This is a genomic window from Aureimonas altamirensis, assembly GCF_023702225.1.
In the GTDB taxonomy this organism is placed as follows: domain Bacteria; phylum Pseudomonadota; class Alphaproteobacteria; order Rhizobiales; family Rhizobiaceae; genus Aureimonas; species Aureimonas altamirensis_B.
Window position 1 is genome coordinate 61,313 of the sequence record NZ_JAMQCO010000014.1, and the last position, 20,429, is coordinate 81,741.

Below are 20,429 nucleotides of genomic sequence, written 5' to 3' on the forward strand. Positions count from 1 at the left end.
TCCCTTATTCGGCCGTCTGGCCGGCCGGAGCAGCATCGCCTTGCGGCGCGGCCTCGGTCGGGGTTTGCGTCTGGGCGGCGGCGCCTTCCGCCCCGGCCGGCTGGGCCAGCGAGGGATCGGTCCATTCGACCGGCTCGACGGTCGCGCCCGGACCGGTCTTCTGGAACCCGTCCACGACGACGCGCTCCCCGGCGTCCAGGCCCTGGGAAACGACCGCGCGGTTGCCGATGGTGCGGCCGATGGTGACGTTGCGGAGCATGATCTTATTGTCCGGGTCGAGCACGAAGAGCTGCGCCCGGCCCGCCGTATCGCGCTGGATGGCCTGGTTGGGCACGGCGATCGCCGCCTGGTCGATACCCTGTTCCACCGCCACGCGCACATACATGCCCGGCAGGAGGTTGCCGTCGCCATTGGGAAACTCGCTGCGCAGGGTCACCTGGCCGCTTGCCGGGTCCACCGTGGCTTCCGAGAACAGGAGTCGTCCCGGCTCTCCGTAGCTGGAGCCATCGTCCAGCATCAGGCTGACCTTGGCCACGTCCGGCTCGATCTGCTCCAGCTCGCCGCGCGCCAGCGCGTTGCGCAGGCGGATCAGCTCCGTTACCGGCTGCTGGACGTCGGCATAGACCGGGTCGAGCTGCTGGATGGTCGCGAGCGCTTCCGTGTTGTTCTGGCTGACGAGTGCTCCCTCCGTGACAAGCGCACGGCCGATCCGGCCGGCGATCGGGGCACGGACGGTGGTATAGTCGAGGTTGATCTCCGCGCCGCGCAACGACGCCCGGACCGATGCAAGGTCTGCCTCGGCCTGTTTCTGCGTCGCGATGGCGGTGTCGAGGCTCGACTGGCTGGTCGTACGCGTCGAGACGAGCTGGCGTGCACGCTCGGCATCCTGGTTGGCCTGCAGCAACACGGCCTCGGCGCGCATGACGGCGGCACGGGCGGCTTCCACCTCGACCTCGTAGGTCGCGCGGTCGATCTCGAACAGCGGTTGGCCCTCTTCCACGTCGGAGCCCTGCTCGAAGACCCGGCGCACGATGATGCCGCCGACGCGCGGACGCACTTCCGCGATGCGCGTCGGGGCGATGCGGCCCGGAAGATCGGAGACCACGGGCAGGGCCTCGCGCTGGGTCGTCACGATGCCGACCTGGGATGGCGGCATCTGCGGAGCACCCCCGCCGCCGGCCTGCTGCTCTTCCCGGCAGGCAGCGAGAAGCAGTGTCGAGGCCACGAGCGGCAACAGGACCAGAGACTTGAATCTACGCATCGGGATGCCTTTGCTGTTGCGGCGTCGGGCCGCACGGACGACTGCGCGGACTCCGGGCATGGATCGGCGCGTCTGAGTTGCAGTGCGACATAGATACATCTGTGCATGTATGTGCGCAACCCGAACACGCGACGAATTTCGCCCGGTTGCGCATTTTGCAACGCAGCATAGACCGTATCGGGAAGCACGAAGCTGTTGTTCCCCGACCGCAAGATGCTGCATAAGGCGTCCAGTCGCAAGCGCGGTCAACAGCGCGCGTCTTCGGGAGGTTACCAGCATGTCCGCATCGGACCAATCCGTCGTCATCGTTTCCGCAGTCCGGACGCCCCTGGGGCGGGTGTCGGGAGCCTTGGCGCCGATCGAAGCGCCGCAGCTCGGTGCTCACGTCATCGCCGCGGCGCTGGAGCGGGCAGGCGGTGCGGACGGCGCATCCGTGGACGAGGTTCTGATGGGCTGCGTCCTGCCGGCCGGCCAGGGCCAGGCGCCCGCACGACAGGCCGCGCGCGCCGCCGGGCTGCCCGACAGCGTCGCCGCCACGACGGTCAACAAGGTCTGCGGCTCCGGCATGAAGGCGACGATGCTGGCGCATGACCTGATCCGCGCCGGGTCGGCCTCCATCGTGCTCAGCGGTGGCATGGAGTCGATGTCCAACGCCCCTTATCTGCTGAAGCGCGCGCGAAGCGGCTACCGCGTCGGCCACGACACGGTTTTCGACCATATGATGCTGGATGGGCTCGAAGACGCCTATGAGAAGGGGCGCCCGATGGGCGATTTCGGGGAAGCGGTCGCCGCTGCCTATCAGTTTTCGCGGGCGGACCAGGACGCCTTCGCCATGGAAACGCTCAAGCGCGCCCGGTCGGCTGCGGCCGACGGCGCCTTCGCGGCCGAGATCGCGCCGATCACCGTATCGGGCAGGGGCGGCGACACCATCGTGGACACCGACGAGCATCCGACGAAGGTTCAACCCGAGCGGATACCCGCCCTGAAGCCGGCCTTCAGGCCAGATGGCACCATCACGGCGGCCAGCGCGTCGGTCAATGCGGACGGGGCGGCCGCGCTGCTTCTGACGACGGCGGCGCGCGCCCGCGCGCTCGGCCTGCCCGTGCTGGCCACGATACTGGGCCATGCCACCCATGCCCAGGAGCCGGCCTGGTACGCGACGGCGCCCATCCCGGCCATCGGCAAGCTGCTCGACCGACTGGACTGGAGCGTCGGCGACGTCGATCTGTTCGAGATCAACGAGGCGTTCGCGCTGGTTGCCATGGCTGCGGCACGCGAACTGTCGATCCCGCGCGAGCGGCTGAACGTCAATGGCGGCGCCTGCGCGCTCGGCCATCCGATCGGAGCAACGGGCACGCGCCTGATCGTGACGCTCGTCCACGCCCTTCGGGCGAGGGGCCTTCGGCGTGGTGTCGCCTCGCTCTGCATCGGCGGAGGCGAGGCCACGGCCATCGCGGTGGAATGCCCGCCGGCGTGACGCGCATTGCCGTAGGCGCCGGCCGACCCACATCCCTACAGACCTAAGAAGCGGAGACCTCTCATGAGCGAAACGGACGAGCTTGCGGCACTGGACAGTGAAATCAAGATGGTCGAAGCCAATATGCGCGACCTGACCGAGGCTGCGGCGGCCGCCTCCGGCGCCGCCAGCGAAGAAAATATCGCCCGCCGGCTGGAAGAGCAGCAGGAGACGCTGGACGAACTGCACCGGCGTCGCAAGGCGTTGGGCGGAGAGTAGGCTCGCTATCGCATCTCGGCGCGGTGGGCCGCGACAAGGTCCGCCATGCTGTCGAAGCGAAAGTCGACATGCGGCAGTTGACCGGGATCCATCGTCGCGCCGAAGCCCGATTGGGCGTGACGGCGGAAGATCCAGCAGCTTTTCAACCCTGCGGCATTGGCGGGCGTGTGGTCGTGGAACAGGCTTTCCGCCGTATGGAGGATCCGGCCTTTTTCCACGCCGAGCCCCTTCAGATTTTCCATCATGTAGTCGAAGTTTCTGGCGGCAGGCTTGTAGGATCCGATGTCTTCGGCCGTATACACGGCGTCGAACGCGACGCCCAGTTTCCGCTGGCTATGCGAAAAGGAGCGGTTGTCGACGTTGGACAGGATCACGAGCCGATAATACGACTTGAGATAGGCCAGCGCCTCGGCCGAATCCGCAAAGGCCGGCCAGTCCTTGACGCTGTCGCCATAGGCTTCGCAGTCCGCCCAGGACGTCTCCACCCCCCATTCTTCCGCCAGGCGCTTGTAGACGATGGCCAGGAGTTCGCGGTACGGACGCGCTGGAGTCCATGCCTGCTGGGCGGATTCGTGCCGCGCATGGGCCTGTAGGATCTGGTCGCGGGACAGGCTTTCCCGCATGCGTCCCGTCAGGCTGCGCAGGCCTTCCACCATGCCGCTCTCCCAGTCGATGAGCGTGCCGTAGCAGTCGAAGGTCAACGTATCGAAATCTGTCAATTTCATTGCGGCGCCCGCCTTGTGTCGAATGGATCTGGCCCTCGATAGCCGGATTCGCCTGCCGGGGATTGGCGATATCTACGACGAAGCGGCGTTTTCTCGCATGGCTCGGCGATACGCGGCCGGCGTCGTATCCAGCGTGCGGCGCATGGCGCGCGACAGGGCGCTCTGGTCTCCGTAGCCGGCGGCAAGGGCGACATCGGCGAGGGACAACGTGCCCGTGGCCAGAAGATCGCCTGCCAGCCGCAGGCGCGCGGCTTCCAGAAAGGCGTGTGGCGTCGTGTCCTTCGCGGCGCGGAACCGGTCGTACAGCCGGCTGACGCTCATTCCGGCGGCCTGCGCCATCGAGCGGGTCGTCCATCCATCCTGCGGGCGTGCCTCCACGGCGGCCAGCATGGCATCGAAGGCGCCCGGAGATGTCGGCGCCGGCCCTGCCAGACCCTCCACCAGAAGCGCCAGCCATGGCTGCGCCCCGAATGCTGCGGCCTCGTCCGCGCCGGCGCGTGCCAGGGCCATATACTCGACTAGCCGGGCCGACATCCGCGATATGAGCGGAAAGGGACGCAGCCGGAGCCGGTCGATCCGGCAGGCCGGCAGTTGCGCCATGTCGACATCGACGATCAGAGATCGGTTTGAGCCGGTCGCCTCCTGGCAATGGGATACGCCTTCTTCCACGAAGGCGGCGCGCATGGGCGATACACGATTGGCTCGCCCGGCGATCTCCATCTCGAAGCTGCCTTGGAGGGGCAGGACGAACTGCGCGAAATCGTGCCGCTCCGGCGGATGGCCGTGCCCATAGCTTCGGATGTGGAAGGCTGGCTGCTGCATATCCCGGCGGAGTCCGACAGATTGAAGCTATCCTGCCTCTATACTGCTGGGCTCCGCCGGGGCATAGGCCTTATTCGGCGGTGAGCCCGGCCGACTGTTCATCCATGCGGCCGATCCCGAAGAAGAGCGTTTCCCCGGACGAGTCGTCGACACCGTCATTATCCGTGACCACGAAGCCGTTGCCGCCGGAGTCGATGGCGAAACCCTCGACCTTGTCCACCACGTATCCGTTGGTCTGCGACTTGAGGTCCGGAATGAAGTCGCGGACACGCTCCTTGCGAACGACCGGAAGATCGCCGCCCAGCGCGGCCGGCTGCATATCCGCGAGGCTGACGCGGGTCAGGCTTTTCAGCGCTGCCTCGTCCCCGATCAGATTGTCGCGCTCGATCAGATAGGCGTACCCGTCATGGATCGTCAGCTCGGACAGGCCGACCCAGGCGCCCTCGCGGCTTGGGGTCTCCAGCGGGTAGCGAACGGCGCCCCACTGCCGGGTTCCGAGGTCATAGGCCAGCAGCTTCGTCATCCCGGCAGGATCATCTTCCCAGGGACGCTGGATGGCGACCCAGAGCCTGTCTCCGTCGAGCGCGATACCTTCCGCGCCGAACCGCGTCTGGCCGGCCAGGAGGGTCGGAGGAAACGCAACCGACTCCACGATCGAACCTGAGGCATCGACATGCACCAATCGGTGCGGGATTTCCTTCTTGGCGTCACCCTCGCTGGCAAGCCAGAAGCCGCCGTCGCCGTCGAGGGCAAGTCCCTCGATGTCCAGCTTGCCGGCCGGCTCTCCGTTTTCGGTAACGGTCATGGCATCGACGATGCGTGCCGGCTTGCCCGTCGCATCGATGGTGAAGATGGTGGGCGCGCTCTTGTACACGCTGTCGCTGGCGGCATAGAGCCTGCCGGCTTCAGTGGCATCGGCGGCGAGAGCTCCGAGGGCGCCCCAGCCGATCGGCTTGCCGTCCCGATCGTCGGAGACGAGCTGCGGATATGCCGGTTCGCCCTCGCCGCGTTCGAACAGCATGACATGGCTGCGCGCGGCGCCGTCTTCCACGAGGTCGGCTTCGTTCGCAGTCGCCAGGAGATTGCGCCCGGATATGGCGACGGCGCCTTCCGGCGATATGCCGGAGGGCAGAAGCTGAAGAAATTCGGGTTCACCGCCCGTGTCGCGGTAGACCCCGACCACGGAGCCGCGCTCCGACAGGACGAAGATCAGGTCGTCGTCGCCGAAGCGGGCGACTTCGAGCCCTTCCGGTTCGACGCCCTTCGCGTCCGACCGCTTGTCCGGATAATGGCCGGCGCGCGCCACATGCATCTCGAAGGAAGGGCCGGATTCGTAGGAAACGGTACCGTCGCGGTTGAAGATGGTGAACCCGCGTGTGCCGCCCTTCCAGTCGCCCTCGTTTGCGATCACGAGGCGATCCTGGCCCAGCCATTTGACGGCATCGGGCTCGCGCGGGCGCGCTTCGATCGAATCCGAGAAGGAGAGTGCGCCGTCATCCCCTGCGTCGACACCCTCCAATGCCACGGTACCGGCGCTGAAATGGCCGGTGACGGCGCCGGAAGCGCCATCGATGAGGACGATGTGATTGTTCTCCTGCAGGGTGACGGCCAACTCGTTGGCATCGTTGAAGGAGACGAATTCGGGCTCCGGATCCTCGGGCGCGATCTCGGCGAGCCCGGTCACGTCTACCTTCCTCAGGCCGTCGCAATCCGGCAGGCCGTTCGACAGCGCAAGAAGCACCACATAGCCGGCAGGCATCTGCGGCAGTGCGCCGTCGTTCAGGTCTTCGTCGCGCTCGTTCTCGATGGCCACCGCCGCCAGCGTGCCGTCCGGCGACACGGCGACGGAATCGGGCTGGCCGCCGAGGTCGCAGGTGGCCACGACCTCCCGGCCGGACAGGGAGACGGCGGCCAGTTCACCCGCAGGCTCCGTCTTGGAATCGGAGGTGCGCAAGCCCACCAGAACGTTGCCACCGGCGATGGCGACCGACGTCGGTTCGCCCTGGAAGGTCACGTATCCGGCCGCTTTCGGGGCCGTCCCGTCCGTGATGTCGATAAAGCCGATGCCGCCATGAGGGCTGTCGGAATAGACGAGCATCGACCCGTCCTGCGAAGCCGCGATGATCTCGGCCGAGGTCTCGCTGTTCGGATCGACCCCCTCCGGCAGGTTCAGCGCGACCGGGAAGGACGCGATGCGATTGAACACGGGCTCCGCGGCGGCCGACAGGGCGGACGACGCCAGAAGCAGCGCGGCGAGGGGAAGGGTCATGGGGTGGCGCACGGCGGCGAACCTCTTGCTGTGGCGATGCCGTTTCCAAGCAAAAGGGCGCTACACCTTCATGACAGGTCGATGACGAAACAATGACTGGTTGTGTCTGCCGAGCGTTCAGAACGGATTCGCGAGACCGTCGTCTGCAACGCGCAGCAGATATTGGCCATAGCTGCTCTTGCCGAGTTCGCGGCCGAGCGTCCGCAACTGGTCGGCATCGATGAAGCCGTTGACGAAGGCGATTTCTTCCGGGCAGCAGACCTTGAACCCCTGCCGCTGCTCGAGCGTCTGGACGAACTCTGCGGCCTGCAGCAGCGAATCCGGCGTACCGGTATCGAGCCAGGCGAAGCCCCGGCCCATCGGCTCGACGGAGAGCTTGCCTTCCTCCAGATAGACCTTGTTGAGATCGGTGATCTCGAGTTCGCCGCGGGGGGACGGCTTCAGGCTGCGCGCGATCTCCGATGCGCGCCCATCGTAGAAGTAGAGGCCGGTGATGGCCCAGTTGGATTTCGGCTGCGCCGGCTTTTCCTCGATGGAGACGGCGCGGCCATCGGAGCCGAATTCGACCACGCCGTATCGCTCCGGATCGCTGACGTGGTAGGCGAAGACGGTGGCGCCGTTGGTGCGGCTCGAGGCATTGCCGAGCAGTTCCGGCAGGCCATGGCCGTAGAAGAGATTGTCGCCCAGGATCAGCGATGATGGCTGACCGCCGATGAACTCTTCCCCAATCAGATAGGCCTGCGCCAGACCATCGGGGCTGGGCTGCTCGGCATAGGTCAAGTCGATGCCGAACCTTTCTCCGGTGCCCAGCAACGCCTTGAAGCGCGGAAGATCATGCGGGGTGGATATGATCAGGATCTCGCGTATGCCGGCGGACATGAGAACCGACAGCGGATAATAGATCATCGGCTTGTCGTAGACTGGGAGCAACTGCTTCGATGCCACGAGGGTCATCGGGTGCAGTCGTGTGCCGCTGCCGCCGGCGAGGATAATGCCCTTCATAGGCCCATTCCGCTTTACTTGAAGACTGCCGGCCTTCTATCGGAATACGGCGTTGGGCGAAAGGTCCGCTGCAAGGCGGGTGGCACGCCATCGAATGGGCACGTTTTCTTTCCGTCCGATTTGGTCTAGAGCCAGTTCCCTGTGACGCAGCGACGGCCCCCGGGCACGGGGAGGCTTTTTCCATGGAGACATGATGCTCGAAATTCGCAAGCTCGCACTGCCGGAAGTTCTGGAAGTGAAGCCTCGCAAATTTGGCGACGATCGCGGCTTCTTTGCTGAAACCTACAATCGCGAACGCTTTCACGATCACGGCGTGGCGATCGATTGGATGCAGGACAACCAGTCTTTCTCGGCAGAGGCATTCACCCTGCGCGGGCTCCATTATCAAGAGCCCCCATTCGCGCAAGACAAGCTGGTGCGCGTGCTGAAGGGCCGGATCCTCGACGTCGCGGTCGACATCCGCACGGGCTCTCCGCAGTTCGGCCGATGGGTATCCCTCGAGCTATCGGCCGATGACTTCAATCAGATCCTCGTGCCGGCGGGCTTCGCACATGGTTTTCTGACGCTGGAGCCGGATACGGAGGTCTTCTATAAGGTCTCCGCGCGCTACAGCGCCGAGCATGATCGCTCCATTCGTTTCGACGATCCCGATATCGGGATCGACTGGCCGCTCGAAGGCCGGACGCCGATCCTTTCGGCAAAGGATGCGGCAGCCCCTCGTCTCTCGCAAATTCAAACGCCTTTCGTCTACGGAGCCTAAGCGATGAGGATCCTCGTTACCGGCGGAGCCGGCTTCATCGGCTCGGCGGTCTGCCGCCATCTGATCCATGATACGGAGCACGAGGTCGTCAACCTCGACAAGCTCACCTATGCCGCGACCCTCGGCTCGGTCGCCGAGCTGGAACGGCATCCGCGCTACCGCTTCGTGCGCGGCGACATCTGCGATCGTCCGATGGTCGAGGCGCTTCTGGCCGAGGCGAAACCGGATGCGATCATGCATCTGGCGGCGGAAAGCCATGTCGACCGTTCGATCGATGGCCCGGGGGACTTCATCCAGACGAACATCGTCGGTACCTACCAGCTCCTGGAAGCGGCCCGCGCATACTGGTCCGGGCTGGACGATGCCCGCAAGCAAGGCTTTCGCTTCCATCATATCTCGACCGACGAGGTGTATGGCGAGCTTCCGCTCGAGGGTGGGCTGTTCACCGAAGACACGCCCTATGCGCCGTCTTCGCCCTATTCGGCGTCGAAAGCCTCTTCGGACCATCTGGTGATGGCCTGGCACCATACCTACCACATGCCGGTCGTCCTCTCGAATTGTTCGAACAATTACGGGCCGTATCATTTCCCCGAAAAGTTGATTCCGCTCGTCATTCTCAACGGCCTCGACGGCAAGGAGCTTCCGGTCTACGGCAAGGGCGAGAATGTCCGGGACTGGCTTTTCGTGGAAGATCACGCACGCGCGCTGGCGTTGGTGGCTACCAAAGGAGAGCCCGGCCGATCCTATAACATCGGCGGGCGCAACGAGCGGTCCAACCTGATCGTCGTCGAGACGATCTGCGATACGCTGGACAGGCTCCGGCCGCTTGCCGACGGGGGCAAGCGCCGCGACCTGATCCGCTTCGTCACGGACCGGCCCGGTCACGACCTGCGTTATGCGATCGACGCGACCCGGATCGAGCAGGAACTTGGCTGGAAGGCGCGGGAGAACTTCGAGAGCGGCCTCGAAAAGACCGTCCGCTGGTATCTTGAGAACGAGGCATGGTGGCGCCCTCTCCGCGAGCAGCGGTACAGCGGGCAGCGTCTGGGCCAAAAGGTTTCCGCATGACCTTGCGTCTTCTCGTAACCGGACGTGAAGGGCAGGTGGCACAGGCCCTTCTTGCCCTACAGAATGACGATCTTCAGATCGAGGCCTTGGGCAGGCCGACACTCGACTTGACCGACCGTTCGTCGATCGAGCGCGCGATCTCGGCTTTCCGTCCCGACGTGATCGTCAATGCCGCCGCTTATACCGCAGTCGACAAGGCCGAGACGGACGAGGAAACCGCGTTTGCCGTCAACGCGCAGGGCGCAGGCAACGTTGCGGCCGCGGCTTCTGCTGCCGGGCTTCCGGTCATCCATATTTCAACCGACTACGTCTTTCCGGGCGACAAGTCGACGCCCTATGTCGAAACGGATGAGACCGGGCCGAAGGGCGCCTATGGCCGCAGCAAGCTGGCAGGAGAACTGGCCGTCTCCGCCGCGAACCCGCGCCATGTCATCCTCAGGACGGCTTGGGTCTACGGCCCCTATGGCAACAACTTCCTGAAGACCATGCTGCGCGTCGCAGCAACGCGCGATACGCTGCGCGTCGTCGCGGACCAGCATGGCACGCCGACCTACGCGCCCGACATCGCCGAGGGGATTGTGGTCGTCGCACGCCGGCTCGCTGCCGATTCAGGCGCCCCCACCGGCGTGTTTCATATGGTATCGTCGGGGGAAACCACCTGGGCCGGTTTTGCGGAGGAGATATTCCGCCAGTCGGTCCAGGCGGGTGGCGCCGTTGCCGTTGTCGAGCCGATCCCAGGCGCCGATTATCCGACGCCGGCCCAGCGCCCGGCGAATTCCCGCCTTGAGACGAAACGGTTCTCCGATACCTTCGGCTACCGTCTGCCGGCCTGGGAAACGGGCGTGTCGCGATGCCTGGAGGCCTTGACTGAAGCGGAGTGAGACGAAGGGTGTCGAACCTCTCATGAACGGTGGCAGGAAACTCGCATTCATCGTGACGGAGGATTGGTTTTTCGTGTCGCATTTTCTGCCGATGCTGAATGCCGCACGCGACGCAGGGCTCGAGCCGGTGGTAATCACCCGGGTGCGTGACCATGCCGGAATCATCGAGGCGGCAGGGGGGCGTGTCGTCGCATTCGAGGCCGATCGCCGAAGTCTCGATCCCATCGCCGTGGCGATTTCGATCAGGCGGCTTGCGAACATACTGCGTCGGGAGAGGATTGATCGAGTCCACCTCATCGCATTGCGTTCGATCTTGATCGGAGGGGCGGCCGCGTCGCTGGCCCGTATCGGCAAGCGTGTATTCGCGGTAACCGGAGGCGGCGTCCTGACGGCGCGCAAGGACCGCCTGGGTCGCTTCTCTGCGCGATCCATCGTCTGCCTAATCCGCAAGGCGCTTGAGACACGCGAGACGCAGTATCTGTTCGAGAATCCGGACGACCCCGTCAGCTTCGGCCTCGAGCCGGGGGATGCGCGTGTTACCATCGTTGGAGGCGCCGGCATCGATCCCGATCACTTCCGCCAGACGCCCATGCCGGGGCTTCCGCCGCTCAAGGTGGCGATCGTCGCCCGCATGGTCTGGTCGAAAGGGATCGACCTGGCCGTCGAAGCCGTCACGCGGGCTCGGGAGCGGGGCGCGATCATCGAACTCTCCTTGTTTGGGGCGCCGGATGCTCAGAACCCAAAGTCGATTCCGGAGGCGACCTTGAAAGAATGGTCGGCCCGCGAGGGTATCAACTGGCATGGCGTGGCGACCGACGTTCGCGCCGTTTGGAGCGCCAATCACGTAGCGTGCCTGCCGTCGCGCGGCGGGGAGGGCTTGCCCAGAACATTGCTGGAGGCGGCAGCATGCGGCCGCACGTTATTGACCACGGACGTGCCGGGTTGCCGAAGCTTCGTGCGCGACGAGGTCGATGGTATCGTCGTGCCTCCCAACGATGTCGAGGCGCTGGAAGATGCGCTGATCGCCCTCTGGCGGAATCCTGATCGAATGCGTGCCTACGGCCTGTCGGCACGCCACCGGGTCGAGCGCGGCTTCACCGAGAAGGACGTCATCGCCGCTACGACCGCCCTCTATCGTCGGTGGGGTGCATGAGCCGGCCGCACCGCATGGGGCTTGCGGCCGCGATTACCGTCTACCGCCCCGATCCCGCCGCTCTCGAACGGCTGGCCGATGTTCTCGCCGGTTGCGCGGACCGAACCTATGTCTATATCGACGGCCCGTTGGGTGAAGCGATCGACCCCGATGGACTGGCGCTTTTCGATGGCCGCGATCGCGTCCGGATAATTCAATCAGACACGAACACCGGAATTGCCGCAGGCCTGAACCGGATGGTCGCGGCGGCCATTCAGGATGGCTATAACAGGTTGATCTTCTTCGATCAGGACAGCGATGTCGGGCCGCAATTGGCAGACGCGTTGGACGTGGCGCTTACCGAAATCGGTTTCCAGGGCCACAAGCCTGCTGCGGTGGGGCCCATGCCCACCACTGCCGATCCGCGATCAAAAGCGCCCTCTTATCGCCTCACGGGGAAGCGCGCAGACGCCAGGCAGGAGGTCGCCTATCTCATCATCTCCGGCTGCTGTCTCGATCTCTCCGCCTACGCGGCGGTCGGCCCCTTCCGGGAGGATCTCAGGATGGACGGGGTCGATGTGGAGTGGTCGTTCCGGGCCCGCGCTCACGGCTATAGTCTGTGGTGCGATACGGCCTCCATCATGCCGCATCGCGTCGGCAACGGCGTCGTGCGCCTTGGTCCGGTCGTCTTTCCCTACCAGAACGAGTTCCGGATGCTCAATTATGTACATAGTCAGGCTCTGATGCTTCGGCTCGCCCATGTACCCAGCGGTTGGAAGCTGCGCTTGATAATATACGTCCCGCTTCAGATCCTGGCCTACGCTTTGCGATCGCCGGTGTCGCGCGGGTTCATCGGACGGGCGGTCCGCGCAGCATGCTCGGGATTTGCTTCCGGAGGCAAGTGGTGACGTCCGTAGCTGTCTTTGTGCACATCCACTATCCCGACACATGGGCTCCGATCCGCAACCGTCTCCAGCAACGTATGGCGATGCCGTATCGCATCATCCTGACGACAACGTCCGATCCAGACCAGTTCGATCCGCCGAAGTCCGAATACCTGGTTACAATGGCAACGTATTCGACGGAAAATCGCGGCCGCGATGTCCTACCCTTCCTGGAGGCGTTGCGGTTGGCGGAACCATTCGATGTCGGGCTCAAACTGCATGGCAAGAAATCGCTGCACCGGCTTGATGGTGTCTCATGGCGAGACGCCCTGCTGCAGTCTCTTCTGCCGGATCCGGACCAGGTCAACGCGATCGTGGCTCGGATAGCTTCGAACCCTCGTATCGGCATCGTCGCTCCCGACAAGTCCCTGTGCTCACTGGACCGCCATATCGGCCGCAACATGCGGTCATTGCGAAAAATAGCGACGCATATGAACGTCGATCTTGAACCCTTGGTTTCAGATACGCCGTATTTCGCCGCAGGCACCATGTTCTGGTTTCGGTCGAGTGCCTTGCAGGCCCTTTCCCGGCACGACTACGGCGACCTGTTTTCGGCCGAAAAAGGACAGACGGACGGAACGGTGGCCCACGCGTTCGAACGCCTGTTTCCAGCCATCGCGGGTCATGAGGGCGCGGCGACGATCACCACGTCCATGGTCTGCGAATTGCCGGACGGCCTGACCCTGGACGATTTGAAGTCGAAAGCGCTACAGGTCGTGGATACGGACACGGTTCATGTGCGCCACCCTAGCCGTCTCGGCGCATTCGTCATGCGCTATCTATGGTTCGTCACGCCGTTCTATGCGGCGCTGCCGGCTTCTATTCGCCGCTTCGTCAAACAAACATTCACCGGTGCCTTCCACTCAAGCGGTCGATAACCAAACGTCCGCCTTGTTGGACAGCCGATCACGAATTGGCTATAGGCGCTTCACCGATAACTTGTTCGTCCAGCGTACGACAAGTCACCATTCCAAGGCAGAGACATATGGCAGGCGCAGGCGGTCAACGCGTTCTCATTTCTCATGCGGGACAGTCATTCGCCCAACGGCTCGCGGCCTTGGGCCGAGACGTCCGGCGCGCAATCGCGATGCGCGAGCTTTGGCTGTTCCTTGGATGGCGTGACGTCCGCCGTCTCTACCAGCGCTCCGTTCTCGGTCCGCTCTGGCTGACACTTTCGATGGGCGTAATGGTAGGAGGCCTCGGCGTCCTCTACTCGCAGATATTCGGCATGGATATCTCGACCTACCTGCCGTTTCTGGCGACGGGCCTGATCCTTTGGGGATTGATCGGTAGCTCGATCAATAATGCCTGCACCGTATTCACCTCAGCGGCCGCATCCGTGCGTCAAATCCACCTGCCGCTGATGGTCTATGTGATGCAGTTCGCCTGGGCGCAGTTCATTACCTTCGCGCATAACCTTCTGATTTTCGTCGTCGTTGCCGTAATCTTTCAGCTGAATCCAGGCTGGAATGGTCTTTTGTTCCTGCCGGCCATGTTACTCATCCTTTTGAACGTGATCTTCTGCGCGATGATCCTCGGCCCGTTCTCGGCTCGCTTCCGTGATATGCCGATGATCGTGCAGAGCATCACCCAGGTGGCCTTCTTCATGACACCGATCATATGGAGCGCAACACAGCTTCCCGAGCGGGCGGTCTTTGTGCATTTCAACCCCTTCTATCACTTCATAGAGATTGCGCGCGACCCGCTTCTTGGCGGCACCGGAACTGTGGAAAACTGGGTTGTCGTTGCAATCCTGACGGCGGTGATGGGCGTGGTTGCCACTCTCTTTCTCGCACGGTTTCGTGCTCGCATAGCGTACTGGGCTTGATACGATGGCATCGATCACACTGCAGAACGTACAGGTCGACATCGTCATATTCGATGCAACGAGCCGGTCCCTGAAGAACAAGGTTCTCGCTGCCGCGACCGGCGGACAGATCCGGCCGCGCGAGGGGCGTGGCAAGCTGACCGTCCGCGCCATCGACGATCTGACGCTTGACCTTCCTCACGGCACGCGGCTCGGGCTCGTCGGCCACAATGGTTCCGGCAAGTCGACCCTACTGCGCGTCCTAGCAGGCATCTACGAGCCGACAGGCGGCTCCCTTCGCGTCGAAGGCGGTACGGCGGCGATGTTCGATATCGGCTTCGGCATGGATCCGGATGCCTCAGGCTGGGACAACATCATCCTGCGGGGAATGCTCCTCGGCTATTCCCGCAAGGAGATCGAGGCGCGCCAAATGGAAATCGGCAAGGCCACGGGGCTTGGCGAATTCCTCAATATGCCGATGCGAACCTACAGCGCCGGCATGTCGACGCGGCTGGCCTTTGCGATCTCCACGTCCATCACGCCGGAGGTCCTTCTGATCGACGAAGGGATCGGTGCTGGCGATGCTGCCTTCCTAGAGCAGGCGGAGCGTCGCCTGAACGAATTCATCGGCCAGGCCGGCATGCTCATCATGGCGTCCCATTCGGAAGAACTGCTACGCAAATGGTGTACGACCGGCTTGTGGATGGAGCATGGACGGATGCGCTCCCACGGGCCGATTGACGAAGTGCTGGAAGCCTATAAGGAGTCGCGACACTGAAAATTATAGTGTGATCATGAAGGAAATTCTCGCTTAAATTAAGCGGTGATTATATCAATATTTAATAGCGGCGCTTAACCCGATAAGACCCGTGACTTTCCGCATACGTTAACGAATACTCAATCTGGAAGCTGAACCATGGGTGAAATATTCGAACGCACCGTGCCCGACATTCCTCTGGAATGGACGGGAGAGCGTCTAACCTCCGCAGTTGCGGGGCAAGTGGAGATTGAGCACCTTCATCGATATTTTCTGGCTCGCGGGCTCAGTCGAAACAAGGACGTGCTCGATATAGCCTGCGGCGAAGGCTATGGTTCGGCTCTCATAGCGCAGGTTGCGCGGTCTGTGATCGGTGTGGACGTTTCTTCAGACGCAGTAGAACATGCAAGTCGGGCTTATCCGCGTGAAAATTTGCGTTTCACGCAAGGTGACGCGCGGCAGATTCCGATTCCTGACAGCAGTGTTGATCTTCTTGTCTCCTTCGAAACTCTAGAGCATTTCCTGGAACATGAATTGTTTATGATGGAGGCTCTCCGTGTAATGCGTCCTGGCGGCGTTTTACTTCTTTCATCACCCGAGAGGGACATCTACTCGCCGCCCGGCAGTGAAGCCAATCCTTATCACGCCAACGAATTATCTCGCATAGAGTTTACGCGTCTGCTGGAGCAACATTTTACCAACATACAGATTGTATCGCAGCGGCCAATTATCGGTTCCGCTGTGGTGGTGGACGAAGGAGTGGACGTTGTCGGAACTCTTACATTTGAAAAGCGGGGCGCGCGGCACTATGAGGTCAGTTCAGGGCTACCAAGGCCACCGTATCTCCTTGCCTTGGCGTCAAACGAGGCTTTGCCGGCAGCGCGCAATTCGCTTTTTATTGAAACTGACCAGGTTCATCAGTTAGCAGTTCTACATCAATTGCAGGATGAAAACGTACGGCAAGCGGCTGCCGTTAAAAGTCTTCAGGAAGAGAATGCACGATACGCCGAACAGATGAAAATCTATGAACGTCAGGCCAAAAAGGCCGAAGGCCACCGCCTGGAGATCGAACGTGATCTAGCGTTGGCCAAGGTGACGAGATCCAGCGAAGTCTCTGAATGCGAAAGTCCAGAAGAGAGCGCTATTTCACTTAATAATGCTGATACGCTGCGAGCCGAGAATGAGGTCTTGCGCGCTCAGTGCGACCTACTGCGCCGAGCTGCAAGAACACGATTAGGCAGCAGCGGATCCACACAAACATATTCCCATAGCCGACTGGAGCTTGCTGAAGCGCAGGCCGCGGAATGGAAGCAGCGTTATGAAGCGCTACACGAACGCCTCGTCGCCATTCTCCGTCGATTCGGAGTTCTTTACGTCGCTCAAATCACGCCGAAATCGGCCAAGCGCTTCGTACGAGAACGTATTCTAGCGGGGAAGCGGCCGTGAGTATCCTTGAATTGTTCAAATTCGATGAGGAAGAATTGGAAGCCGCTGCGTTCCTCAGTACTTTCAGTATCTTCAATACAGTGTATTATCGTCAGCAAGCGGGACTAACGTCAGACGCGAATGCAGCCCTTCATTATCTACAGGAGGGCTGGCTGAGTGGTCTGGAGCCTAGCCCTGATTTTCGTGGTAATTTTCTGCATCCATACTATTCCGCATGTGGTTACGGCGGAGCGCCAGCCTTTACATGGGCGGAACTGACTTTTCTTGGTGGCGTTCCGCTAGCATTCAATGAGGCCGCTGCAGAGGAAGCGGCGGCGCGGATTCGAGAAATTCCTCTATTCAACGCGGAATTTTATGCCCGACGCCTTCCTGCTGGGCTCGATCCAGCGCTGCATTATGCTATAATTGGCGAGCGTCTAGGATGGCGTCCTTCCGAACATTTCGACCCTGGTATCTACGCTGAGTTCTATCCGGACGTCGTTGAGGCGGGTATCTCACCACTGGTGCATTACTGGCAGAGCGGAAGACAGGAAAACCGTAGCCCGATTGCAGCAACCGACCACCTCGAGTTTCCGCTCTTGCCCAAGGGAGATAATCGTCCCGTGGTGCTAGTTGTTTCGCACGAGGCATCGAGGACTGGCGCCCCCATACTTGGATGGAACATTATCAAACATCTGTCGAAAGACTACCGAATTGTTTCGTTTCTGTTGCGTGCAGGGGCAATTGAAAAAGAATTCAAGGCGATTTCAACAGTTCAAGTCGGTCCATTGAGAGAAGGGGAATTACATAAATTACAGATTTCTATGATAATGAAGAAATTGGTTAATGAATATAAGCCTTTGTACGCAATCAATAACAGTATTGAAACACATCTAGTAGTTCCACCTTTAGCGTTGGAAGGCGTGCCTTCGGTAGCTCTTGTCCATGAATTTATGAGCTACACAGGCAATGCATACGATAAGATGTATGATATCTTCAAGTGGGCGCCATATGTTATATTTCCAGCTCAAGTCGTTGCGCAGTCAGCTTTTGATAGTTTTGCCCATCTTAAGTATCGGAGGGGCATCACCATTAGTCCTCAGGGGAAAGCGGAACTGCCGATCGCCTGTGTCGCTGACACGAGGATGGAACGCGACGAGGATACTGAAAGACTTCGCGATGCACTGCGCCCAGCAGGACGCAAAGACGCATTTCTGGTTCTTGGTGCTGGGACGGTTCAGTATCGCAAAGGGATAGACCTTTTTATCGCGACGGCGGCCGCCGTGCGAAGGATGAACAGCGAAACTCCTATTCGCTTCATCTGGATTGGCGATGGCTTCAATCCGGAAGGCGACCTCGCATTCAGCGCATACCTGGCTGACCAAATTGGGCGATCAAGCCTGGAAGGCAGCGTTACTATACTGGACGCAGTGGCCGATCTTGGGCCGGCCTATGAGGCAGCGGATGTGTTTTTCATGTCGTCACGGCTTGATCCTCAGCCCAATGTGGGAATTGATGCTCTTATAAGTGGAATTCCTACCGTCTGCTTTGAAGGGGCATGTGGCACAGGCGAAGTGTTAGCTGCGGATGTCGCAACGCAGCGCCTTGTCGTCCCTTATTTAGATGTTCAGAAGGCTGCTGAACTTATTCTTGAACTTGCATCTGACCCGGGGAGTAACCAGGAACTGCGACAAAACGTCGAGCGCGTGGGACGTGAAGCGTTTGACATGGGTCGGTACGCGTCGATGTTGGACGACTTCGGCAGGCGAGCGGCGCTAAAGGAGAGCAGGGCGGACGTTGTTGAGTTGGCGGACTCCGGGTTGCTTGACCATGACATGCTCTGTGATCCAGGTCGTCTAATTGTCGACAATGAAGAATTAGCCACCTTTGCGATGCGGCAATGGTCACTCTGGAATATGCTCGACGTAACTTCTGTCAGCACACCGATGCGTCGGCCGGTGAAGGGCTTTCATCCGCAAGCCTATGCGCACGCGTATCTCGATATGAATAGTGGTAGTGACGTCAACCCGGTGCTGCACTGGCTGCGAAATGGCCGCCCATTAGGTCCATGGATCCATAAAGTCTACTCTCCATCATCGGCACCAAAATGCAATCAAAGCATGCAGGCCTTTAAAATTGCGCTGCATGGCCATTTTTACTATGTCGATGATGCGCCGGACCTAGCCATCCGCCTTTCGCAGAACTCGCTCACGTGTGACCTTTTCCTGACGACGGGATCGGAAAGGGACCGTGACCATCTTCAGAAGATTTTCCATCGGCACAATGGTTTTGTCGATGTCCGGATCGTCCCAAACCGGGGACGCGACATTGGGCCGTTTTTGACTGAGCTTGCATTGGAGCTCAGTGGCGACGAGTATGACTTGATTGGGCATGTTCACGGTAAAAAGACGAAAGTCGTCGGCGGTGGTATTGGCGATCATTGGCGCAGGTTTTTGTGGGAGAACCTGATTGGCGGACAATATCCCATGCTGGATATGGCCGCGGCAGTGTTTGCCGGTGACGCGAAAACAGGGCTTCTTATTGCCGAAGACCCTCATCTTGTGGGGTGGGATGAAAATCTCGGTGTCGCGAGCGAACTAGCGGAGCGGATGGGCTTGTCACTGCCCCTGGATACCTATTTTGATTTTCCCCTCGGCACGATGTTCTGGGCTCGGCCGAGCGCCCTGCGACCGCTATTCGGCCTTGGGTTAAACTGGGACGATTACCCCGAGGAGCCCGTGCCTTATGACGGAACGGTCCTGCATGCTATCGAACGACTGATCCCCTTTGTTGCGCGGCATGTTGGCTATCGGATGGCGGGCCTTCATGTCGCCGGAACCACTTGGTGACGTTATGATCCATTGTTCAATCTGCGGCGGGACAGAGTTCGAAGATCGACCGGTGCTTTGGCCGGGCCTCATTTTCGAATGGGAGCTTTCGTCATCTGAGGTCACTTATATCAATCGTCAGCAGGGCCGCACTTGTGTGTCATGCGGCGGTAACCTCCGTACCATGGTGTTGTGCAAGGCGTTGTTGGCCGCGTGGGATGCCGAAGGGCCCCTGGCGTCATTCGTTGAGCAGGCTCGTGCCCGGACGATCGATATTCTGGACCTGAATGGTGCAGCTGGCATCGGCAATCTCCTTGCGTCGCTTCCCGGCTACAGGCTGGCATCATATCCGCAAGAGGACATTCAATCCTTGAGCTATGCTGATAAGTCATTCGATGTCGTTTTGCATTCCGACACATTGGAGCATGTGCCGAACCCGGTTAAAGGCCTTCAAGAGTGCTACCGTGTGCTGCGGGTTGGCGGGCTTCTCGCCTACACTGTTCCCATCATCATCGGCAGGTTGTCTCGAAGGCGGGACGGGTTGATACCGAGTTATCATGGCGACCCAAGCCAGGGCGGTGAAGACTTTCGGGTTCAGACGGAATATGGAGCGGACGCATGGTGTCAGGTTCTCAAGGCGGGCTTTGACCACGTTACGTTAACGGCCCTCGACTTCCCCGCCGCGCATGCAATGAGTGCTCGACGCAGCCGTTAGTTGCGATGACATGCTATAAGTGCGCAATGACGAGGAGGCTAATTCCTGCGAATAACATTCACAGGAATGAAGCTCCGGCGAGCTGAAATTCTTAAAAATAGATGACACATAATAAGTGTAATGAAATACATTTTTATTTCAATAATTTATGTATCTTGCGTTGTTAGAGCAGATTCGACTTATTCCGGGTTATATCCTGCGGCTTCGAAATAGTGTTGGCATTTCTCTGGCGTGAAGGCGGAGAGGCATCTGGCGACGACTGACCAGAGTTCATCGACGGTTCTGGCGGCGGCCTTTC

General features: G+C 61.0%; 18 protein-coding genes. 13 read left to right on the forward strand and 5 right to left on the reverse strand.

The genetic code is table 11. The features are described 5' to 3' along the window. Positions 1-4 precede the first annotated feature (4 nt). The gene (locus tag NDN16_RS19045) at positions 5-1,261 is read right to left on the reverse strand and encodes an efflux RND transporter periplasmic adaptor subunit (RefSeq protein WP_251115041.1); all 1,257 of its coding nucleotides are present in this window, start codon (positions 1,259-1,261) and stop codon (positions 5-7) included. A 277-nt stretch (positions 1,262-1,538) separates the two neighbouring features. On the opposite strand from NDN16_RS19045, the gene NDN16_RS19050 reads away from it, so the two are divergent. Beyond that, complete coding sequence (locus NDN16_RS19050) at positions 1,539-2,738, forward strand: acetyl-CoA C-acyltransferase (RefSeq protein ID WP_251115042.1); 1,200 nt, start codon at positions 1,539-1,541, stop codon at positions 2,736-2,738. 63 nt (positions 2,739-2,801) lie between these two features. After that, positions 2,802-2,996 (forward strand): hypothetical protein, encoded by a 195-nt coding sequence (locus NDN16_RS19055; protein ID WP_251115043.1) that lies wholly within the window; start codon positions 2,802-2,804, stop codon positions 2,994-2,996. A gap of 5 nt (positions 2,997-3,001) precedes the next feature. Here NDN16_RS19055 and NDN16_RS19060 read toward each other — a convergent pair whose 3' ends face one another. The 4 genes from NDN16_RS19060 to rfbA all read right to left on the reverse strand — a co-directional run bounded on the left by NDN16_RS19060 (position 3,002) and on the right by rfbA (position 7,814). After that, positions 3,002-3,721, reverse strand: coding sequence for a haloacid dehalogenase type II (locus tag NDN16_RS19060; protein WP_251115044.1), 720 nt, complete (start codon positions 3,719-3,721; stop codon positions 3,002-3,004). Between the two features lie 72 nt (positions 3,722-3,793). Next, positions 3,794-4,543, reverse strand: coding sequence for an AraC family transcriptional regulator (locus NDN16_RS19065; RefSeq protein ID WP_251115045.1), 750 nt, complete (start codon positions 4,541-4,543; stop codon positions 3,794-3,796). Positions 4,544-4,613: 70 nt separating this feature from the next. Then, positions 4,614-6,812 carry an esterase-like activity of phytase family protein gene (locus NDN16_RS19070; RefSeq protein WP_251115046.1) on the reverse strand — a complete coding sequence of 733 codons (2,199 nt, stop codon included), beginning with the start codon at positions 6,810-6,812 and terminating at the stop codon, positions 4,614-4,616. A 117-nt stretch (positions 6,813-6,929) separates the two neighbouring features. Beyond that, positions 6,930-7,814: a glucose-1-phosphate thymidylyltransferase RfbA gene (gene rfbA, locus NDN16_RS19075; RefSeq protein ID WP_251115047.1), complete on the reverse strand. Its 885-nt coding sequence runs from the start codon at positions 7,812-7,814 to the stop codon at positions 6,930-6,932. A 193-nt stretch (positions 7,815-8,007) separates the two neighbouring features. Between rfbA and rfbC the strand changes: the two genes are divergently transcribed. The 11 genes from rfbC (at position 8,008) to NDN16_RS19130 (ending at position 20,131) form a co-directional block, all read left to right on the forward strand. Then, positions 8,008-8,574: a dTDP-4-dehydrorhamnose 3,5-epimerase gene (gene rfbC, locus NDN16_RS19080; RefSeq protein WP_251115048.1), complete on the forward strand. Its 567-nt coding sequence runs from the start codon at positions 8,008-8,010 to the stop codon at positions 8,572-8,574. A 3-nt stretch (positions 8,575-8,577) separates the two neighbouring features. Next, a complete protein-coding gene (gene rfbB / locus NDN16_RS19085; RefSeq protein ID WP_251115049.1) occupies positions 8,578-9,642 on the forward strand; it encodes a dTDP-glucose 4,6-dehydratase in 1,065 nt (354 codons plus the stop codon). Positions 9,643-9,644: 2 nt separating this feature from the next. Further along, the gene (gene rfbD, locus NDN16_RS19090) at positions 9,645-10,523 is read left to right on the forward strand and encodes a dTDP-4-dehydrorhamnose reductase (protein ID WP_251115060.1); all 879 of its coding nucleotides are present in this window, start codon (positions 9,645-9,647) and stop codon (positions 10,521-10,523) included. 22 nt (positions 10,524-10,545) lie between these two features. After that, positions 10,546-11,676 carry a glycosyltransferase family 4 protein gene (locus NDN16_RS19095; RefSeq protein WP_251115050.1) on the forward strand — a complete coding sequence of 377 codons (1,131 nt, stop codon included), beginning with the start codon at positions 10,546-10,548 and terminating at the stop codon, positions 11,674-11,676. Next, positions 11,673-12,563 carry a hypothetical protein gene (locus tag NDN16_RS19100; RefSeq protein WP_251115051.1) on the forward strand — a complete coding sequence of 297 codons (891 nt, stop codon included), beginning with the start codon at positions 11,673-11,675 and terminating at the stop codon, positions 12,561-12,563. Before NDN16_RS19095 ends, NDN16_RS19100 begins: the two co-directional genes overlap by 4 nt. After that, positions 12,560-13,477: a rhamnan synthesis F family protein gene (locus NDN16_RS19105; RefSeq protein WP_251115052.1), complete on the forward strand. Its 918-nt coding sequence runs from the start codon at positions 12,560-12,562 to the stop codon at positions 13,475-13,477. The genes NDN16_RS19100 and NDN16_RS19105 overlap by 4 nt, the downstream gene beginning before the upstream one ends. A 209-nt stretch (positions 13,478-13,686) precedes the next feature. After that, positions 13,687-14,427: an ABC transporter permease gene (locus tag NDN16_RS19110; RefSeq protein WP_251115053.1), complete on the forward strand. Its 741-nt coding sequence runs from the start codon at positions 13,687-13,689 to the stop codon at positions 14,425-14,427. Positions 14,428-14,431: 4 nt separating this feature from the next. After that, positions 14,432-15,184, forward strand: a complete 753-nt coding sequence (locus NDN16_RS19115; protein ID WP_251115054.1) for an ABC transporter ATP-binding protein — start codon at positions 14,432-14,434, stop codon at positions 15,182-15,184. Positions 15,185-15,322: 138 nt separating this feature from the next. Then, positions 15,323-16,609: a class I SAM-dependent methyltransferase gene (locus NDN16_RS19120; protein WP_251115055.1), complete on the forward strand. Its 1,287-nt coding sequence runs from the start codon at positions 15,323-15,325 to the stop codon at positions 16,607-16,609. After that, positions 16,606-19,437 (forward strand): rhamnan synthesis F family protein, encoded by a 2,832-nt coding sequence (locus NDN16_RS21175; RefSeq protein ID WP_251115056.1) that lies wholly within the window; start codon positions 16,606-16,608, stop codon positions 19,435-19,437. The genes NDN16_RS19120 and NDN16_RS21175 overlap by 4 nt, the downstream gene beginning before the upstream one ends. Beyond that, complete coding sequence (locus NDN16_RS19130) at positions 19,415-20,131, forward strand: class I SAM-dependent methyltransferase (RefSeq protein ID WP_251115057.1); 717 nt, start codon at positions 19,415-19,417, stop codon at positions 20,129-20,131. The genes NDN16_RS21175 and NDN16_RS19130 overlap by 23 nt, the downstream gene beginning before the upstream one ends. Positions 20,132-20,429: the final 298 nt, after the last annotated feature.